The sequence below is a fragment of the Luteimonas sp. A277 genome, from assembly GCF_054052045.1.
Genome location: NZ_JBSVRG010000003.1, coordinates 1 through 14447, shown reverse-complemented (window position 1 = coordinate 14447; position 14447 = coordinate 1). Strand labels below are relative to the sequence as shown.

The following is a 14447-nucleotide window of genomic DNA, read 5'->3' as shown; positions in this document are numbered from 1 at the left end:
AAGGGCGCCTCACTGAGTCAGTTGGGCAGCCCACCACGCGCATCAGCGCACCGCCAAACGAGGCAGCGGTTGTTGGCCGGCATCGCCAAGTCCGTCACCAACCGCAGCCCCGCATCGTTGGCCAGCCCATCCACTGCCTCGAAGCCACGGATCCCGGACTGCGGGTCACGCGCCTTCAGCCAGGCATCGAACTCCTGGTTGCTGTCGCTGGTGAAGGCCCCGTCGTACTTGAATGGTCCGTATGCCACCAGCTTGCCGCCGTCCGCATCGGCCAACACCTGGCCCACCCCGCTGAAGAACGACTGCACCGCGTCCCAGCCCATGATGTGCAGCGTATTGGCGGTGAACACCGCATCCGCATCCACCGCCGGCCACGGCGACTGCGCCACGTCCAGCACCACTGGTGCCGGCGTGTTCGGCAATTGCGCATCGTCCAGCCAGGCGCGGATGCCCGGCTGGTTGTCCGCCACGTCGCTCGCCTGCCACTGAAGCCACGGCATCGCCTGCGCGAAATGCACCGCGTGCTGGCCGGTACCGCTGCCGATCTCCAGCACCCGACGGCGATCGGTGAAGTGCTCGCGCAGGACGGCAAGGATGGGATCGCGGTTGCGGTCGCAGGCAGGGGCGTGTGGTTTTGGAAAGATCATGACAGGCTCAACCGGATCACCAGCGCCGCCAGAGTAACGAGCAACACCGGCAGCGTCAGCACAATTCCCACCTTGAAGTAGTAGCCCCAGGTGATTTTGATGTCCTTGCGGGCCAGCACGTGCAGCCACAGCAGCGTGGCCAGGCTGCCGATCGGTGTGAACTTCGGCCCCAGGTCGCTGCCGATCACGTTGGCGTAGATCATTGCCTCGCGCACCGCGCCCTCGGCCTGGCTGGCATCGATGGACAGCGCCCCCACCAGCACGGTGGGCATGTTGTTCATGATCGAAGAGAGGAAGGCGGTCAGCAGCCCGGTGCCCATCGTCGCCCCCCACAGGCCGTACTCCGCGAACCCATCCAGCAGCACCGCGAGATGGTCGGTCAGCCCCTGGTTGCGCAGGCCGAACACCACCAGGTACATGCCCAGCGAGAACACCACGATCTGCCAGGGCGCATCCCGGATCACCCTGCGGGTCGAGATCACGTGCCCGTTGGCAGCAACCGCCAGCAGCACCAGCGCCCCGGCCCCGGCCACGGCGCTGATCGGCACACCAAGCCGCTCAAGCCCGAAGAACCCCACCAGCAGCAGCGCCAGCACGGCCCAGCCCGCATTGAATGTGGTGCGGTCCACGATCGCCGATCGCGGATCCTTCAACTGGGTCGCGTCATAGCTGGCCGGGATTTCCTTGCGGAAGAACCACATCAGCATGAGCAGCGTGGCGCCGACCGACACAAGGTTCACCGGCATCATCACCGAGGCGTACTCGGCGAAGCCGATACCGAAGTAATCCGCTGAAACAATGTTGACCAGGTTGGACACCACCAGCGGCAGGCTGGCGGTATCGGCGATGAACCCCGCTGCCATCACGAACGCCAGCGTGGCCGCGGGGCTGAACCGCAGCGCCAGCAGCATGGCGATCACGATTGGCGTCAGGATCAGCGCCGCACCATCGTTGGCGAACAGCGCCGCCACCGCCGCACCCAGCAGGATCAGCAGCACAAAGAGCTTGCGCCCGCTGCCCCTGCCCCAGCGCGCGACATGCAGCGCGGCCCATTCGAAGAAGCCAGCCTCATCCAGCACCAGACTGATGATGATCACCGCCACGAAGGTGAAAGTGGCGTTCCAGACAATGGCCCAGACGGTCGGAATATCCGACAGCGTCACCACGCCCGTCAGCAGTGCCAGCGCGGCGCCGAACATGGCGCTCCAGCCCACCCCCAGCCCCCGCGGCTGCCAGATGACCAGAACAATGGTGGCAATGAAGATCAACAGCGCGAGCAGCATGGATCAGGCTCCGCCGGTCCGGGTGTCCCTGGAAGCAGGGCGGGAGGCCGGTAGGCAGCGGGTTTCATCACCGCCGCAGCAGTTGCGCGTGAGGAATTCGACAAGCCCGTTCATGGCCTCGAAATCGGCGCTGTAGGAAATGTTCCGGCCGTGCGCCTCTCCTTCAATCAGCCCTGCCGCCGTCAGCTCCTTGAGATGGAATGACAGCGTCGCCCCCGGCAGAGACAGGGTCTCGGCGATTTCGCCCGGCGTACGCCCTTCGGGCCCAGCCTCGACCAGCAGGCGGAAAATGGACAGCCGCTTGGGATGCCCCAGGGCGGCCAGTGCAACGGTTGCATCATTCAGTTCCATTTTTCTAGAATAGTCGAATTGAATTGCAAGAGGCAATCATGCCGCACCCCGACGAACTGCCCAACGTGTCCCCTGCCGCCCTTGAGACGCCCACCCGTGAAAGCCTGGGCGTGCCTGGCTCCGCGCACCCGCCGCGGATCCTGGTCCTCTATGGGTCGCTGCGGCCGGAATCCTACAGCCGCAAGCTGGCGCTGGAGGCCGAACGCCTGTTGCGCCGCTTCGGTGCCGAAACCCGGGTCTTCGATCCACACGGCCTGCCGATCCAGGGCAGCTGCGAGACCGACCACCCCAAGGTCCGGGAGCTGCGCACCCTGTCCGAATGGTCCGAAGGCCACGTGTGGGTCAGCCCCGAGCGCCACGGCACCATCACCGCCGTATTCAAGAACCAGATCGACTGGCTTCCCCTGGAGGAAGGCGGCGTGCGCCCGACCCAGGGGCGCACCCTGGCAGTGATGCAGGTCAGCGGCGGCTCGCAATCGTTCAACGTGGTCAACGCGCTGCGCGTGCTGGGCCGCTGGATGCGCATGGTCACCATCCCCAACCAGTCATCCGTGCCCAAGGCCTGGCAGGAGTTCGACGAGCAGGGACGCATGAAGCCTTCGCCCCTCTACGATCGCGTGGTCGACGTGATGGAAGAGCTGGTGAAGTTCACCCTGCTGGTGCGTGACCGCAGCGACTACCTGACCAGCCGCTACAGTGAACGCAAGGGCGACCTGGCCGCCGCAGCGCTGGCCAGCGCCTCCGGCGCCTCCGCCGCGAGAGCCGCGACATCAACCGCAAGCTGAGGAACCACCATGGACGCGACCATCTATCACAACCCTGCCTGCGGAACCTCGCGCAATACCCTCGCCCTGATCCGGCACGCGGGCATCGAGCCAACGGTGATCGAGTACCTGCAGGATCCGCCCACGCGCGAGCGACTGATTGAACTGATTACAGCCGCCGGCCTCAGCGTCAGGGACACCCTGCGCCAGAAGGGGACACCCTACGCCGAACTTGGCCTGGACGATCCAGCGCTGACCGACGATCAGCTGCTCGACGCCATGTTGGCCAACCCGATCCTCATCAACCGGCCCTTTGTCATCACTTCGCAGGGCACCCGTCTGTGCCGGCCGTCGGAAGTGGTGCTCGAGATCCTGCCGCCGCTGACCCAGCCGTTCACCAAGGAGGACGGCGAAGTGATCAGCGCCCAGGACTGACAGCAGGCGGCCGGTAAAGCGCCCACTGCTTGTATGCTCTGCCCTGACCACAGGGATCAAGGCAGGGGGGCCTGGGTGGCAGACGCGGACAGCAAGCAGGCAGCGGGCGACGACGCCGCTGCGATCTTCATCGCCAAATGGCAGGGCGTGACCGCCTCGGAGCTCTCCACTTCGCAGAGCTTCCTGATCGACCTGTGCGCGCTGCTGGGGGTGGATGGCCCGCACGCCACCGCCGAACAGGACTACATGTTCGAGCGCCCGATCACCTTCCACCACGGTGACGGCAGCACCAGCGCCGGGCGCATCGACCTGTACCGCCGCGGCGCTTTCGTACTCGAGTCCAAGAAGATCCGCGCAGGCGCCCATACCAAAGGCTTCGACGACGCGCTGCTGCGCGCACGCAGCCAGGCCGAGAATTACGCCCGCGCGCTGCCGGCCGCAGACGGCCGCCCTCCGTTCGCGGTGGTGGTGGACGTGGGCAACCGGGTCGAGCTGTATTCCGAGTTCAGCCGCTCCGGCGGCACCTACGTGCCCTTCCCGGATCCGCGCAGCCACCGCATCCAGCTGGCCGACCTGGCCAAATCAGAAATTCGTGAGCGCCTGCGCCGCGTCTGGACCGACCCGCTCAGCCTCGACCCCAGCCGCGAATCGGCCCGGGTTACCCGCGAGATCGCCGAACGGCTGGCCAAGCTCGCCCGCAGCCTGGAGAAAAGCGGCCACGACCCGGAGACCGCCGCGCAATTCCTGATGCGCTGCCTGTTCACCATGTTTGCCGAGGATGTGAAGCTGCTGCCGGTCGACAGCTTCCGCACCCTGCTCACCCGTCACCGCGAGCAGCCCGACGTGGCCATGCGCATGCTGGCCCAGCTGTGGCGTGACATGGATGCCGGCGGCTTCTCCGCCGTACTGGCCGGCGATGTGCTGCGCTTCAACGGCAAGCTGTTCAAGCAGCCGGACACCCTGCCGCTGAACACCGAACAGCTTGACCTGCTGGTGGAAGCCGCCCGCGCCGACTGGAAGCACGTGGAGCCGGCCATCTTCGGCACCCTGCTCGAACGGGCGCTCAGCCCGAAAGAACGCCACAAGCTCGGCGCCCACTACACCCCGCGCGCCTACGTGGAGCGGCTGGTGCTGCCCACCGTGATCGAGCCGCTGCGCAAGGAGTGGAATGAAGTGCAGGTGGCTGCTCTCACGCTGTCGGCCGAAGTCGGCGAAGCCGACGAGGCCGACAGCGCGACAGCGCGACAGCGCGACAGCGCGACAGCGCGACAGCGCGACAGCGCGACAGCGCAAGGAAAGCATCAGTTGCGCTGCTTAGAAAGTTCCATCTGCGACTATGCAATATCCGGGTTTTGGACCCGGCATGCGGCAGCGGAAATTTTCTTTACGTCACCCTCGAGCACCTCAAGCGCCTGGAAGGTGAGGTACTCAATGCCCTGGACGAACTCGACTACCGCCAGACCGGCCTGGCCCTGGACGGCGAGCGCGCCGACGCCGCCGCCGGCGAAACCGTGGACCCGCACAACCTGCTGGGCATCGAACTCAACCCCCGCGCCGCCGCCATCGCTGAGGTCGTGCTGTGGATCGGCTACCTGCAGTGGCATTACCGCACCCGCGGCGACGTGCATCCGCCGCAGCCGGTGATCCGTGATTTCCGGAATATCGAGAACCGGGATGCGGTGCTGGCGTACGACCGGGTGGAGTGGGTCACCGACGAGCACGGCGTGCCGGTAACGCGCTGGGACGGCGACACCATGAAGGCTTCACCGGTGACTGGGGAGCCGGTGCCGGATGAAAGTGCGCGTAAGCCGGTGGAGAAGTACGTCAATCCGCGTAAGGCCGCGTGGCCGGAGGCGGATTTCGTGGTGGGGAATCCGCCGTTTATTGGCAACAAGCGCATGCGCGCCGCGCTCGGCGATGGCTATGTGGAAGCACTGCGTAGTGTCTGGGAGCAGGTGCCCGAATCGGCCGACTTCGTCATGTACTGGTGGCACTATGCGGCGCTGTTGGCACGACGCGGCGCACTCGAGCGGTTCGGACTCATTACTACGAATGGCATCCGGCAGGCATTCAATCGACAGGTGCTTTCAAAGCATATGTCGAGCCCAGATTCACCGTTGTCGTTAGTGTTTGTGGTTCCCGATCATCCTTGGGTTGATTCACAAGATGGCGCCCAAGTACGAATCGCGATGACTGCTGCTGCCGCTGGCTCGTTCAACGGGATCTTGTCAACGGTCGACGCAGAGATTCCCGGAGCCAACGACGAGCTGGATGTCGTACTCAAACGCCAGCGAGGAAGGATCTTTGTTGATCTTCGAACCGGGGTAGATGTTGCATCTGCAGGGCCGCTAACGTCGAACGTGGGCCTGGCGTCACGGGGTGTAACACTTGTTGGCCAAGGATTCCTCGTGCCGGACGAACATTTCACTATGGTGGCGGACGCTGGTCGTCACCTTAAGCCTTATCTAACGGGGCGAGTGCTCAGCACAGGGGCGCCGCGGCCGATGGTATTGGACTTCTTCGGGTTCGATGAAGATGAAGTTCGACTGAGGGCGCCTGGCGCCTATCAATGGATAGTTGATCGAGTCAAACCGGAAAGAGCGCAAAATAATCGCGCTACCTATCGCGATAGGTGGTGGGTATTCGCTGAGCCACGCACTGCATTTAGAAAAGCCGCTGCAGGTCTCCCAAGGGTGATCGTAACCCCGCGAACGGCCAAGCACCGCTTCTTCCAGTTCGAGCAGCCTATCGTGCAGTTCGAAAGTGAAGTGGTAGGAATCGCACTGGCTGATCCGATATGGCTCGGAGTCCTATGTTCTTCTGTGCACATGGCGTGGGTGGAAGCAAATGCTGCCTCCTTCGGCGCCTTTGTTGGGAACATTCGGTACAACCAAACCCGGTGCTTTGACCCCTTTCCCTTCCCGGGTTCTTTGCTGGCGACTACGGTAGACCCCTCCACTGGCAGCACTACAACTAATACAGCGACCCGGGATGATCAAGGTGCTTTTTGTCATCAGCTCGTCAGCGGTATCCGCAACCTGGCAGAACAACTCGACGCCCACCGCAAGCGCCAGCAGCAAGCCCACCCGGGCCTGACCCTGACCGGCATGTACAACGTGCTGGAAAAGCTGCGCAGCGGCGAAGACCTGACTCCGAAGGAGCTCACTTTCCACGAACAGGGTCTGGTCTCCGTCCTGCGCCAGCTCCACGACGAACTCGACGAAGCCGTCCTAGGCGCCTACGGCTGGGCCGACCTCGCGCCGACTCTGCGTATTGCCCACGGCAATCTTCCGCCGACAGCAGATGTCTCTCGCGAAGACGCGAAGAGGAGATTTGAGGAGGCGGTGTTGGAGCGGTTGGTTGCCCTCAACGCCGAACGCGCCGTTGAAGAAGCCCGCGGCCACGTCCGCTGGCTCCGCCCCGAATTCCAGAACCCCGAAGCCGAACGCGCCCCCGACCAGCCCGGCCTCTCCACCACCCAGGCCCAGCCGACCGCCGAGCAGCCAACTGCAGTCGTGCCCGCCAAACCAACTCCTTGGCCCAAGGACCCCATCGACCAGGTCCGCGCCGTCGCCGACCTCCTCGCCGCCAGTCCCATCCCCCTTTCAACCGACGAGATCGCCGCCCGCTTTACTGCCAGGGGCCGCTGGAAAGAACGACTGCCCAAGCTCCTGGAAATGCTCGTGGCCCTCGGCTCCGCCCAGGAAAAGGACGGAACATTCACCGCATAACTGGTGTTAGGCGCGCCTGACGGGAGTAGCCACTTGAGCCCTCACGAAAAATCAATCATTAGGCACACGCGCTACTTTTGGGCACTGATTTCTCTTGCACTCCTCAGTCCTGTACTGGCCTCACTCCCTCCACTTCATCCATCTTTGGCTGTCCCAGACGCGTTTTCTCGTAGTGGCGCCTTCGTAGTTTCGTTTTCTTTGGCAGCCGAGTTCTTTGCCATTAAAATATTCAACGCCCTCAAGCCGGCTGGCGGCAACTTCGTCCCCCCCGATCGTGCCGCTATCTCAACTAAGTACAGGGGTCGCCCAAGCTTCATGACCAAAGTTGTACTCATCTTTGCCGCAATAGGGACTTTAATAAGCAGCTATGGTGATCTGCTACTTTGAAAAGCGGCGGCTTAACTTAGGTGTTATACGGCAGGGAGAGTGCTGTGGCTGACATGAGTTCTGAGAAGCAGAAGCAGCTTGCGGTCAGAATCGCAGCTACTGCCAATGCCGTTGAGAAGGAAGCACTCCGTATCTGGATCGAGAGGCTGCTTGCTCTGAAGGCAGCTGACCTTCCGACTTCTGTGAAGGCAAGAAAGGCAATTTCTCTGACAGCCGAGAGTAAGGTTGTCCTTCCTACCGTCAAGATTATTGCACGCGAGACAAAGCGGCTAGCTTGGGATGAGCGCGGAATTACAGCTAGATTGGGGCTCGGGGGCGCGGCAATGGGTGTCGCATTGTTCGGTGGCCAAGGAGCGGGCATCGCTGCACTCGGCACAGCTATTGGCGTTCCACTATGGGTGGTCTTCGGCGCCGGCGCAGCATTCGTTGGGGTGCTGTACGAAGAGATCACTGGCAAAAGGCCGAGCAGCAAAACTACCTACACCGTGATCGACGGAGAACGGAAGGATCCAGAGGATGCCGCATAACAGTTCGTTCAAGCCGAAACCGCTTCGCGGTTCGGCTTAACTCAAGGTGTTAGGCCGCTTCACACATCCAGGGGAACTGAAATGAAAAGGCTTTTGCTCGTACTTCTTGGTGCACTTCTCGCATCGTCCAGCCTGCACGCTCAGACTAGGTGCTCCACAGACTCCTTCGGCAACACCACCTGTCGAGATGGCTACGGCAACACTAGCCGTACTTCCACAGACTCTTTTGGCAACACCGTCACTCGCGATAACCGGAGCAACATTATCCGCGGATCAACCGATTCCTTCGGCAACACGACTCACCGCGACAACAGGGGCAACACTGTTCGCGGGTCAACCGATTCGTTCGGGAACAGTACTTACCGCAGCAACACTGGCAGTACCATTCGCTCAAGTACCGATTCCTTCGGTAACACTACGTATCGTGATAACAATGGCAACACGGTACGTTGCAACACAGATAGCTTCGACAATACCACTTGCCGGTAAGCAGCCTAACAATGCGTTCAAGCCGAAACCGCTTCACGGCGGCTTAGTTTAAGGGGCAGGGCTCATGTCAGACATCTCTACGACTCCTCAATCCAACCTTTACCGTCTCTGGTCGGTCCCTTTGTTGGCGTTCTCTGGATGATCGGGTCGCACCTGGCCCGGTGATGCGACGCGAGGGGATCCCACGGATGCGATGGCCCTGGCGGCTGCTCCTGAGCATCGTGGGCGCGCTGTCGGCGGGAGTGATGGCGGCGCTGGCCGTGACCATCGTGGACCTCTATCTGACCGGCCACGGCCACTTGCCATTGAACCAGATGGGCATCGGTCGCCTCGGCCCGCAGGTGCCCGTAGGCGATGTGATCTTGCTCGCGAGCATGCTGCTTTCCGGATTGTTCGTGTGGTTCATTCTTCGCGCTTTCACGAGGTCACGCTGATGTCACCTACCCAGCATCTTTTCGCAGCCTGCCTGGCGATGGTGGCTCTCACCTTTGTCGTCGGCCTGCACATGTTCCGCATCCGCGTCGGCGAGATGATGGCCCGGCGGATCCATCCGCAATCGGTCGCGCTCTCCGGACAGCGCGCGCAGCGCCTTGAGGATTCGCGCGCGTCGGACAACTTCAGCCACCTGTTCGAGGTGCCGGTGCTGTTCTACCTGCTGTGCGCGGTGGCCATCGGCACCGGCCACGTCCCGGTCTGGCTGCCGGCGCTGGCGTGGCTGTTCGTGCTGTCGAGGATTGTGCACAGCGCGATCCAGTGCAGCTACAACAAGGTGATGCACCGGTTCGTGGTGTTCCTCGTCAGTTTCTTCCTGCTACTGGCGATGTGGGCAATGTATGCCGTGTCGTTCCTGGCCCTATAGGATCGGCAGCTATGCCTATTGGTGACCCGACCCGGCAGGTTCCCGAATCCGAAAGGAAGGGCTGAGAATGGAAGCGTGCCCGGACACCGGGACACAACAGAAGGGAGTCTGTGATGGGATTGAAGGCATTGTGCGCGGCCGTTGCTCTGATGGCCGCAGGTTCCGTGCACGCCAGCACCGGGTGCGAACTCAGGATCAGACCTGAAACCAGCGGCTTTTTCCTGAGCCCGACGCTCGACAAGGTCACCGTGGTGGAAGCCAAGGCTTCCGGCCCGGACAAGCCCTGTCTGTTCATGGCGGGCGATGAGCTGCTGCGGATCAACGACCAGGTGGTTCCGGGGCGCAAGGCCAGGGAAGTGATGAAATATTGGGAGTCCCTGCCTACTGGCGCTGCGCTGGACTTCAGCGTCCGTCGCAACGATGAGGTCATTTCGCTGGTCATCGACTGATCGGGAACCGGTATTTGCACAGGATCTGAGCCGATCGCCGCATGATCAAAGCCGGTGAGGGCGAAATCGCCAGCGTCCATGATCGAATCGCGGGCTTGCCGCTCTGGGCCTATTGCCTGGTCAGTGCCCTTCGCGCCCGGCGGCGTCGGCCGCGCGCGCTGCGCGGAACTCGCTGTCCTCATCCCACTCCGGCCAGGCTTCCGCGTCGGCCACGTCCTGCACCAGCCGCAGCACCACTTCCGTGTCCTCGGTGGGTCCGCGCATGTCCCACCAGTCGCCGAACTCGTCGCTGGGCTGGTGGTAATGCCTGTCGAAGTATTCGGCGCGTGCGGCCATGCCGCCCTCCACGCCGCCCTCGACCTGGTCCATGCCGGGGCCCACGGTGATGGCCGGCACGCCGGCCTGGGCAAAGGCGAAATGGTCGGCGCGGTAGAAGAAGCCGGCCTCCAGGTTCGGATCGGCCGAGTACCTGCGGCCGAGCGCCTGCGCGGCTGCGGCCAGGTCGCGCTCCAGCGACACCTTGCCCAGCCCCCAGCTTGAGATGTCATGGGTGGGGCCATCGGGGCTCCACATTTCCATGTTGATGGCCGCGGCGGTGGTCTCCAGCGAGCGCAGGGGATTGGCCGCGTACCAGGTGGCGCCGAGCAGGCCGCTCTCTTCCGCGGTGAGGGCGATGAACAGCACGCTGCGCGAGGGGCGTGGGCCTTCCGCCATGACCCGCGCGATCTCGATCATCGAGGCGATGGCGGTGGCGTTGTCAACCGCGCCGTTGATGATCGCGTCACCGGTGTCATCCGGCTCGCCGATGCCGAAGCTGTCCCAGTGGCCGGAAACGATCACGGTCTCGTCGGCGCGCGTGGTGCCCGGCAGCAGGCCCAGCACGTTGCGGGTGGTGATGCGGCTGCGCTCGACATTGAAGGCGGTAGAGAAGGTGACATCGCCCAGCGGGTGCGCGCGGAAGCCGTGCTGCTGCGCGGCGCGCTTGGCCTCGTCTAAGTCCAGGCCGGCATCGGCAAACAGGCGTTCGGCGGTGGCGCGCTGGATCCAGCCGCGCACGCGCAGGTGATGGTCGGCGGCGTCCTCGCGCACGATGTCGAACTGCGGCGCCGCGCGCCCGCTGCGCACGGTGGCCCAGGGGTACGCGGCCGGTTCGGTCTCATGCACGATCAGCACGCCGGCGGCGCCGCGGCTGGCGGCCTCCAGGTATTTGTAGACCCAGCGCCCGTACCAGGTCATGGCGCGGCCGCCAAAGCGGCCGGGCTCTGTTTCGAAATCCGGGTCGTTGACCAGCACCACCACCACCTTGCCTGCGACATCCAGATCGGCGTAGTCGTCCCAGTCCAGCTCCGGTGCGGTGATGCCATAGCCGGCGAACACCACCGGCAGGCCGCTCAGATCGACATTGCCGTCCGGATGCAGGGTTTCCAGGGCGATGTCCTCCCCGTTGGCCAGTTCCCACGCCACGCCGTTGAGCGAGAACGAGGCGGCCACCGGCCCGGTGATTTCGGTGCGCTCGAGGGTGACGGCCTGGGTCCATCCGCCGTCCTCGCCGGCGGGTTCAAGCCCGGCGGCGGCAAACTGCTCTTCGATGTAGGCCACGGTGCGCTCTTCGCCCGGTGTGGCGGGCGCCCGGCCCTCGAACTCATCCGAGGCCAGCATGCCCAGGTGCCGCGCGAGGTTGAAGCCGCTGATCCCGGCCGGCTCTGCATGAACGGGGCTCGGCGCCGCAACGTCGCCTTCTGCCGGGGTCGGGGCCTGCCCATCGCAGGCTGCCAGAAACAACGCCGCAATGGCCGTCGCCTTCAGACTTTTCATGCCGTTCCCCGGCTCATGGAAAGCCGTCATTGTAGGAGCATCTTGACCCGCTGCTAATGCGCGCCGTGCCACGCTCCTCGTCCCGTCCGGAGCAGACCCATGCCACGCGGCGACAAGTCATCCTATACCGACAAGCAGAAGCGCCAGGCCGCCAAGATCGAAAAGCAGCAGAAGGCCGATGGCAAATCCGAAGAAACGGCCGAGCGCATCGCCTGGGCCACCGTCAACAAGCAGGACGGCGGCGGCAAGAAGTCCGGCTCCGGTCGCAAGCACTGATTGCTCAAGCGTCATCGAGGAAGCCAACCATGACGGAAATGATCACCTGCCTGTGGTTCGACCAGGGCAAGGCGCGCGAGGCCGCGGAGTTTTACGCGGCCACCTTTCCCGACAGCCGCGTAGGCAAGACCATGCACGCGGCAACCGACTATCCCTCCGGTGCGAAGGGCGATGAGCTGACCGTGGAGTTCACCGTGCTGGGGCAGAAGTTCGTCGGACTCAACGGCGGTCCGGAATTCCAGCCCAACGAAGCGGTCAGCTTCCAGGTCATTACCGCGGACCAGGAAGAGACCGATCGCTACTGGGATGCCATCGTCGGCAACGGCGGCAGCGAGAGCGAGTGCTCATGGTGCAAGGACCGCTGGGGATTTTCCTGGCAGATCGCGCCACGCGTGTTGCTGGAAGGCATGTCCGACCCGGACCCGGCCACCGCCGAGCGGGTGATGCAGGCGATGATGACCATGCGCAGGATTGATGTGGCCGCGATCGAGGCGGCGCGCCGGGGGGAGGGAGCCGCCTGACTATGGAAAGGCTGGCGCCTTTCATGCATTTTCAGCAGCTTGATTCGACGACCCCACGGGCACATCGGGGAACTGCATCCTCAGAACGGAGCTGCGCAAAGGCCAAGCCGAACGCTCTGGCTGGCTGCAGCTGTGGCTGAGGGACGCGCCGCTGATGGGATTCGAGCAGGGGCGAGGGGCGCCGTCCTGATCCGCGGGCAGCGTCAAGGAAAAGCCTGTCGTCGAGTTGTATTGGCTGCCGGGCGCTGCTAGGTTCGGCTTGGGGAGTCGCATGACTGGGGAGTTAGGCGGCAGATCGGAACCAATAACGGGCAGGGGGAGGGTTTTATGCGTCAATTTTGCATGGAGTTCCGCGTTACGCCGCGGGATTACACCCTTATTTTGCCCCCTAATTATTGTTAGGGCGCACCTGCGGTCCGTCGCAAGATCACATTCCCGTCAATCCTCTGATCAAGCTGACGCCTCAGGAGGATGAACTTTTGATCCCGCGCGCTGTCAAGACTCTGACTCCACTGCCCCGAGCTGATCACCCCATGATTGCATCGTTGCTGCTGGCCATCCTGCTCGTATCTCCATCATCAGCGGCCGATGACTCTGCTGTCACCGCATGCCCAGCCCTTCCAGAGCGTCCCACGCTGACCTGTGTCGCAACGAAGCACGGTTGGTTTTACGCAGCCTCGGCGGAAGCTGCTACACAAGCCGCTCATGACGGCGCAGAAGCGGTCGCGGCCTTTCGTCATTACTTGGGACGGGATGTTCCGTTCGGTGCTGTAGTGCTGGCCGACGAATTTCCAAAGGCAGAGCAAGAAAACTTCATCGCGCGCCATTCACTGAACTATCTGCGTCTATGGATTCCACCTGAATCTAAGGCTGCCGTTCTTGAGGAGAGCATCCGCAAGAGCATGCCGGACTTGCCGGACAACCAAGTTCGCGCAATCGTTCAACGGGCCAGTCAAAGTTCCGGAGACGTGCTGCGCCACGAGATTGGCCACTCTTTATACCGGGCCGTGTTCTGGCCACAACATGCTGTTGATGATGCAATTTACGGCACTCCAGCTCCTGATTGGCTGGACGAGGCGAGTGCAATCCTGCTGGAGCCGGAGGCAATGCTGACTGAGCGGCGTGTTCGTTTCAGGGACCTGCTGCGGGAGGGTTCGACATCGATTCGTCCCCTGAGTGAGTTTCTGACCGCTCCTCACCCATTGGGTACCGCAAACCAGCGAGCCCAGCTTGTTGCACAAGGTGGTACTCAAACCAGCACGGGCATCGTCATGGCGGCAAGGTCAGGAGAGGCCGCAACGGAGCTTTCTGCATTCTATCTCCAGAGCCTTGCTGTCGGAGATTTTCTGATTGAGATTAGCGGCAAGCAGGATCTGCTGGGCGATATCAGCATGGCTCTGGCCAACGACGTACCACTCGATGCATGGTTGGCAGAACACGGCGGTAGCTATCAACTCGGAACCGATATCGCTGAGCTTGATCAACAATGGAGCACTTGGTTGGATGCACAGCTGTAGTTTGGCACTCCCACCGGAGTGCGCCCTAACAATGCGTTCAAGCCGAAATTGCATCGCTACGCCACCCACATGGCAGAAGGAGCTTGCCATGTGGTCAGCTACGCGCTGCAATTCGGCTTAACTTAGGTGTTATGCGTCACAGGGGGATTCATGGATATCTGGGAGGTTGAGAAGCTATCTTTGTTCCTGGCGTTCGTCATACCGGGATTCATCAGCATCAAGTGCTATCAGGTCGCTTTTCCTGGCACGGCCAGAGGCTCTGCTGAGCAGCTTCTTGATGCCATAGCCTATAGCTGCATCAACTATGCCGTGCTCGCTATACCGATCGGTAATCCCCCCACAGGTTAGCTGACGTCAGAAGTGGAATTTTCTCGTACCCTTTCCCGAGGAGGTTCC

At 62.8% G+C, this 14447-nt stretch carries 14 protein-coding genes and 2 pseudogenes; 12 read left to right on the top strand and 4 right to left on the bottom strand.

Features of this window, described 5'->3' with window-relative positions; all coding sequences use genetic code 11:
- Positions 1 to 17: 17 nt before the first annotated feature.
- From ACW7G2_RS03750 to ACW7G2_RS03740, 3 genes are read right to left on the bottom strand one after another with little or no spacing between them, the layout of a single operon-like run.
- Positions 18 to 647, bottom strand: coding sequence for a DUF938 domain-containing protein (locus ACW7G2_RS03750; protein ID WP_456972886.1), 630 nt, complete (start codon positions 645 to 647; stop codon positions 18 to 20).
- Positions 644 to 1930 carry an arsenic transporter gene (locus ACW7G2_RS03745; RefSeq protein WP_456972884.1) on the bottom strand — a complete coding sequence of 429 codons (1287 nt, stop codon included), beginning with the start codon at positions 1928 to 1930 and terminating at the stop codon, positions 644 to 646. The genes ACW7G2_RS03750 and ACW7G2_RS03745 overlap by 4 nt, the downstream gene beginning before the upstream one ends.
- A 3-nt stretch (positions 1931 to 1933) precedes the next feature.
- Positions 1934 to 2281 (bottom strand): ArsR/SmtB family transcription factor, encoded by a 348-nt coding sequence (locus ACW7G2_RS03740; protein ID WP_456972882.1) that lies wholly within the window; start codon positions 2279 to 2281, stop codon positions 1934 to 1936.
- 38 nt (positions 2282 to 2319) lie between these two features.
- Here ACW7G2_RS03740 and arsH point away from each other — a divergent pair, with 38 nt between their 5' ends.
- The 8 genes and pseudogenes from arsH (at position 2320) to ACW7G2_RS03700 (ending at position 9922) form a co-directional block, all read left to right on the top strand.
- Entirely contained in the window at positions 2320 to 3066 is a 747-nt protein-coding gene (gene arsH, locus ACW7G2_RS03735) for an arsenical resistance protein ArsH (protein WP_456972880.1), read from the top strand.
- A 9-nt stretch (positions 3067 to 3075) separates the two neighbouring features.
- Complete coding sequence (arsC, locus tag ACW7G2_RS03730; protein ID WP_456972878.1) at positions 3076 to 3480, top strand: arsenate reductase (glutaredoxin); 405 nt, start codon at positions 3076 to 3078, stop codon at positions 3478 to 3480.
- Positions 3481 to 3513: 33 nt separating this feature from the next.
- Positions 3514 to 4365: pseudogene (locus ACW7G2_RS03725) on the top strand (type IIL restriction-modification enzyme MmeI); the annotation flags it as partial.
- Positions 4366 to 4832: 467 nt separating this feature from the next.
- A complete protein-coding gene (locus tag ACW7G2_RS03720; RefSeq protein WP_456972876.1) occupies positions 4833 to 7211 on the top strand; it encodes a class I SAM-dependent DNA methyltransferase in 2379 nt (792 codons plus the stop codon).
- A 440-nt stretch (positions 7212 to 7651) separates the two neighbouring features.
- On the top strand, positions 7652 to 8125 hold the full coding sequence (locus ACW7G2_RS03715; protein WP_456972874.1) for a hypothetical protein: 474 nt from the start codon (positions 7652 to 7654) through the stop codon (positions 8123 to 8125).
- A gap of 677 nt (positions 8126 to 8802) precedes the next feature.
- Positions 8803 to 9048, top strand: a complete 246-nt coding sequence (locus ACW7G2_RS03710) for a hypothetical protein (protein ID WP_456972872.1) — start codon at positions 8803 to 8805, stop codon at positions 9046 to 9048.
- The gene (locus ACW7G2_RS03705) at positions 9048 to 9473 is read left to right on the top strand and encodes an MAPEG family protein (protein ID WP_456972870.1); all 426 of its coding nucleotides are present in this window, start codon (positions 9048 to 9050) and stop codon (positions 9471 to 9473) included. The genes ACW7G2_RS03710 and ACW7G2_RS03705 overlap by 1 nt, the downstream gene beginning before the upstream one ends.
- 149 nt (positions 9474 to 9622) lie before the next feature.
- Positions 9623 to 9922, top strand: coding sequence for a hypothetical protein (locus tag ACW7G2_RS03700; RefSeq protein ID WP_456972868.1), 300 nt, complete (start codon positions 9623 to 9625; stop codon positions 9920 to 9922).
- 120 nt (positions 9923 to 10042) lie between these two features.
- Here ACW7G2_RS03700 and ACW7G2_RS03695 read toward each other — a convergent pair whose 3' ends face one another.
- Positions 10043 to 11737, bottom strand: coding sequence for a M28 family peptidase (locus tag ACW7G2_RS03695; RefSeq protein WP_456972866.1), 1695 nt, complete (start codon positions 11735 to 11737; stop codon positions 10043 to 10045).
- Between the two features lie 99 nt (positions 11738 to 11836).
- On the opposite strand from ACW7G2_RS03695, the pseudogene ACW7G2_RS03690 reads away from it, so the two are divergent.
- The 4 genes and pseudogenes from ACW7G2_RS03690 to ACW7G2_RS03675 form a co-directional block, all read left to right on the top strand.
- A pseudogene (locus tag ACW7G2_RS03690) lies at positions 11837 to 12007 on the top strand (HupB); the annotation flags it as partial.
- Between the two features lie 35 nt (positions 12008 to 12042).
- Positions 12043 to 12534, top strand: a complete 492-nt coding sequence (locus ACW7G2_RS03685) for a VOC family protein (RefSeq protein WP_456972864.1) — start codon at positions 12043 to 12045, stop codon at positions 12532 to 12534.
- Between the two features lie 533 nt (positions 12535 to 13067).
- Entirely contained in the window at positions 13068 to 14051 is a 984-nt protein-coding gene (locus ACW7G2_RS03680) for a hypothetical protein (protein ID WP_456972862.1), read from the top strand.
- A gap of 150 nt (positions 14052 to 14201) precedes the next feature.
- Positions 14202 to 14399 carry a DUF6338 family protein gene (locus tag ACW7G2_RS03675; RefSeq protein WP_456972860.1) on the top strand — a complete coding sequence of 66 codons (198 nt, stop codon included), beginning with the start codon at positions 14202 to 14204 and terminating at the stop codon, positions 14397 to 14399.
- Positions 14400 to 14447: the final 48 nt, after the last annotated feature.

What these genes read in the sequence shown, in the direction of transcription:
- ACW7G2_RS03750 (WP_456972886.1), bottom strand. Translation starts at nt 647, where the DNA reads ATGATCTTTCCAAAACCACACGCCCCTGCCTGCGACCGCAACCGCGAT.
- ACW7G2_RS03745 (WP_456972884.1), bottom strand. Translation starts at nt 1,930, where the DNA reads ATGCTGCTCGCGCTGTTGATCTTCATTGCCACCATTGTTCTGGTCATC.
- ACW7G2_RS03740 (WP_456972882.1), bottom strand. Translation starts at nt 2,281, where the DNA reads ATGGAACTGAATGATGCAACCGTTGCACTGGCCGCCCTGGGGCATCCC.
- arsH (WP_456972880.1), top strand. Translation starts at nt 2,320, where the DNA reads ATGCCGCACCCCGACGAACTGCCCAACGTGTCCCCTGCCGCCCTTGAG.
- arsC (WP_456972878.1), top strand. Translation starts at nt 3,076, where the DNA reads ATGGACGCGACCATCTATCACAACCCTGCCTGCGGAACCTCGCGCAAT.
- ACW7G2_RS03715 (WP_456972874.1), top strand. Translation starts at nt 7,652, where the DNA reads ATGAGTTCTGAGAAGCAGAAGCAGCTTGCGGTCAGAATCGCAGCTACT.
- ACW7G2_RS03710 (WP_456972872.1), top strand. Translation starts at nt 8,803, where the DNA reads ATGCGATGGCCCTGGCGGCTGCTCCTGAGCATCGTGGGCGCGCTGTCG.
- ACW7G2_RS03705 (WP_456972870.1), top strand. Translation starts at nt 9,048, where the DNA reads ATGTCACCTACCCAGCATCTTTTCGCAGCCTGCCTGGCGATGGTGGCT.
- ACW7G2_RS03700 (WP_456972868.1), top strand. Translation starts at nt 9,623, where the DNA reads ATGGCCGCAGGTTCCGTGCACGCCAGCACCGGGTGCGAACTCAGGATC.
- ACW7G2_RS03695 (WP_456972866.1), bottom strand. Translation starts at nt 11,737, where the DNA reads ATGAAAAGTCTGAAGGCGACGGCCATTGCGGCGTTGTTTCTGGCAGCC.
- ACW7G2_RS03685 (WP_456972864.1), top strand. Translation starts at nt 12,043, where the DNA reads ATGACGGAAATGATCACCTGCCTGTGGTTCGACCAGGGCAAGGCGCGC.
- ACW7G2_RS03680 (WP_456972862.1), top strand. Translation starts at nt 13,068, where the DNA reads ATGATTGCATCGTTGCTGCTGGCCATCCTGCTCGTATCTCCATCATCA.
- ACW7G2_RS03675 (WP_456972860.1), top strand. Translation starts at nt 14,202, where the DNA reads ATGGATATCTGGGAGGTTGAGAAGCTATCTTTGTTCCTGGCGTTCGTC.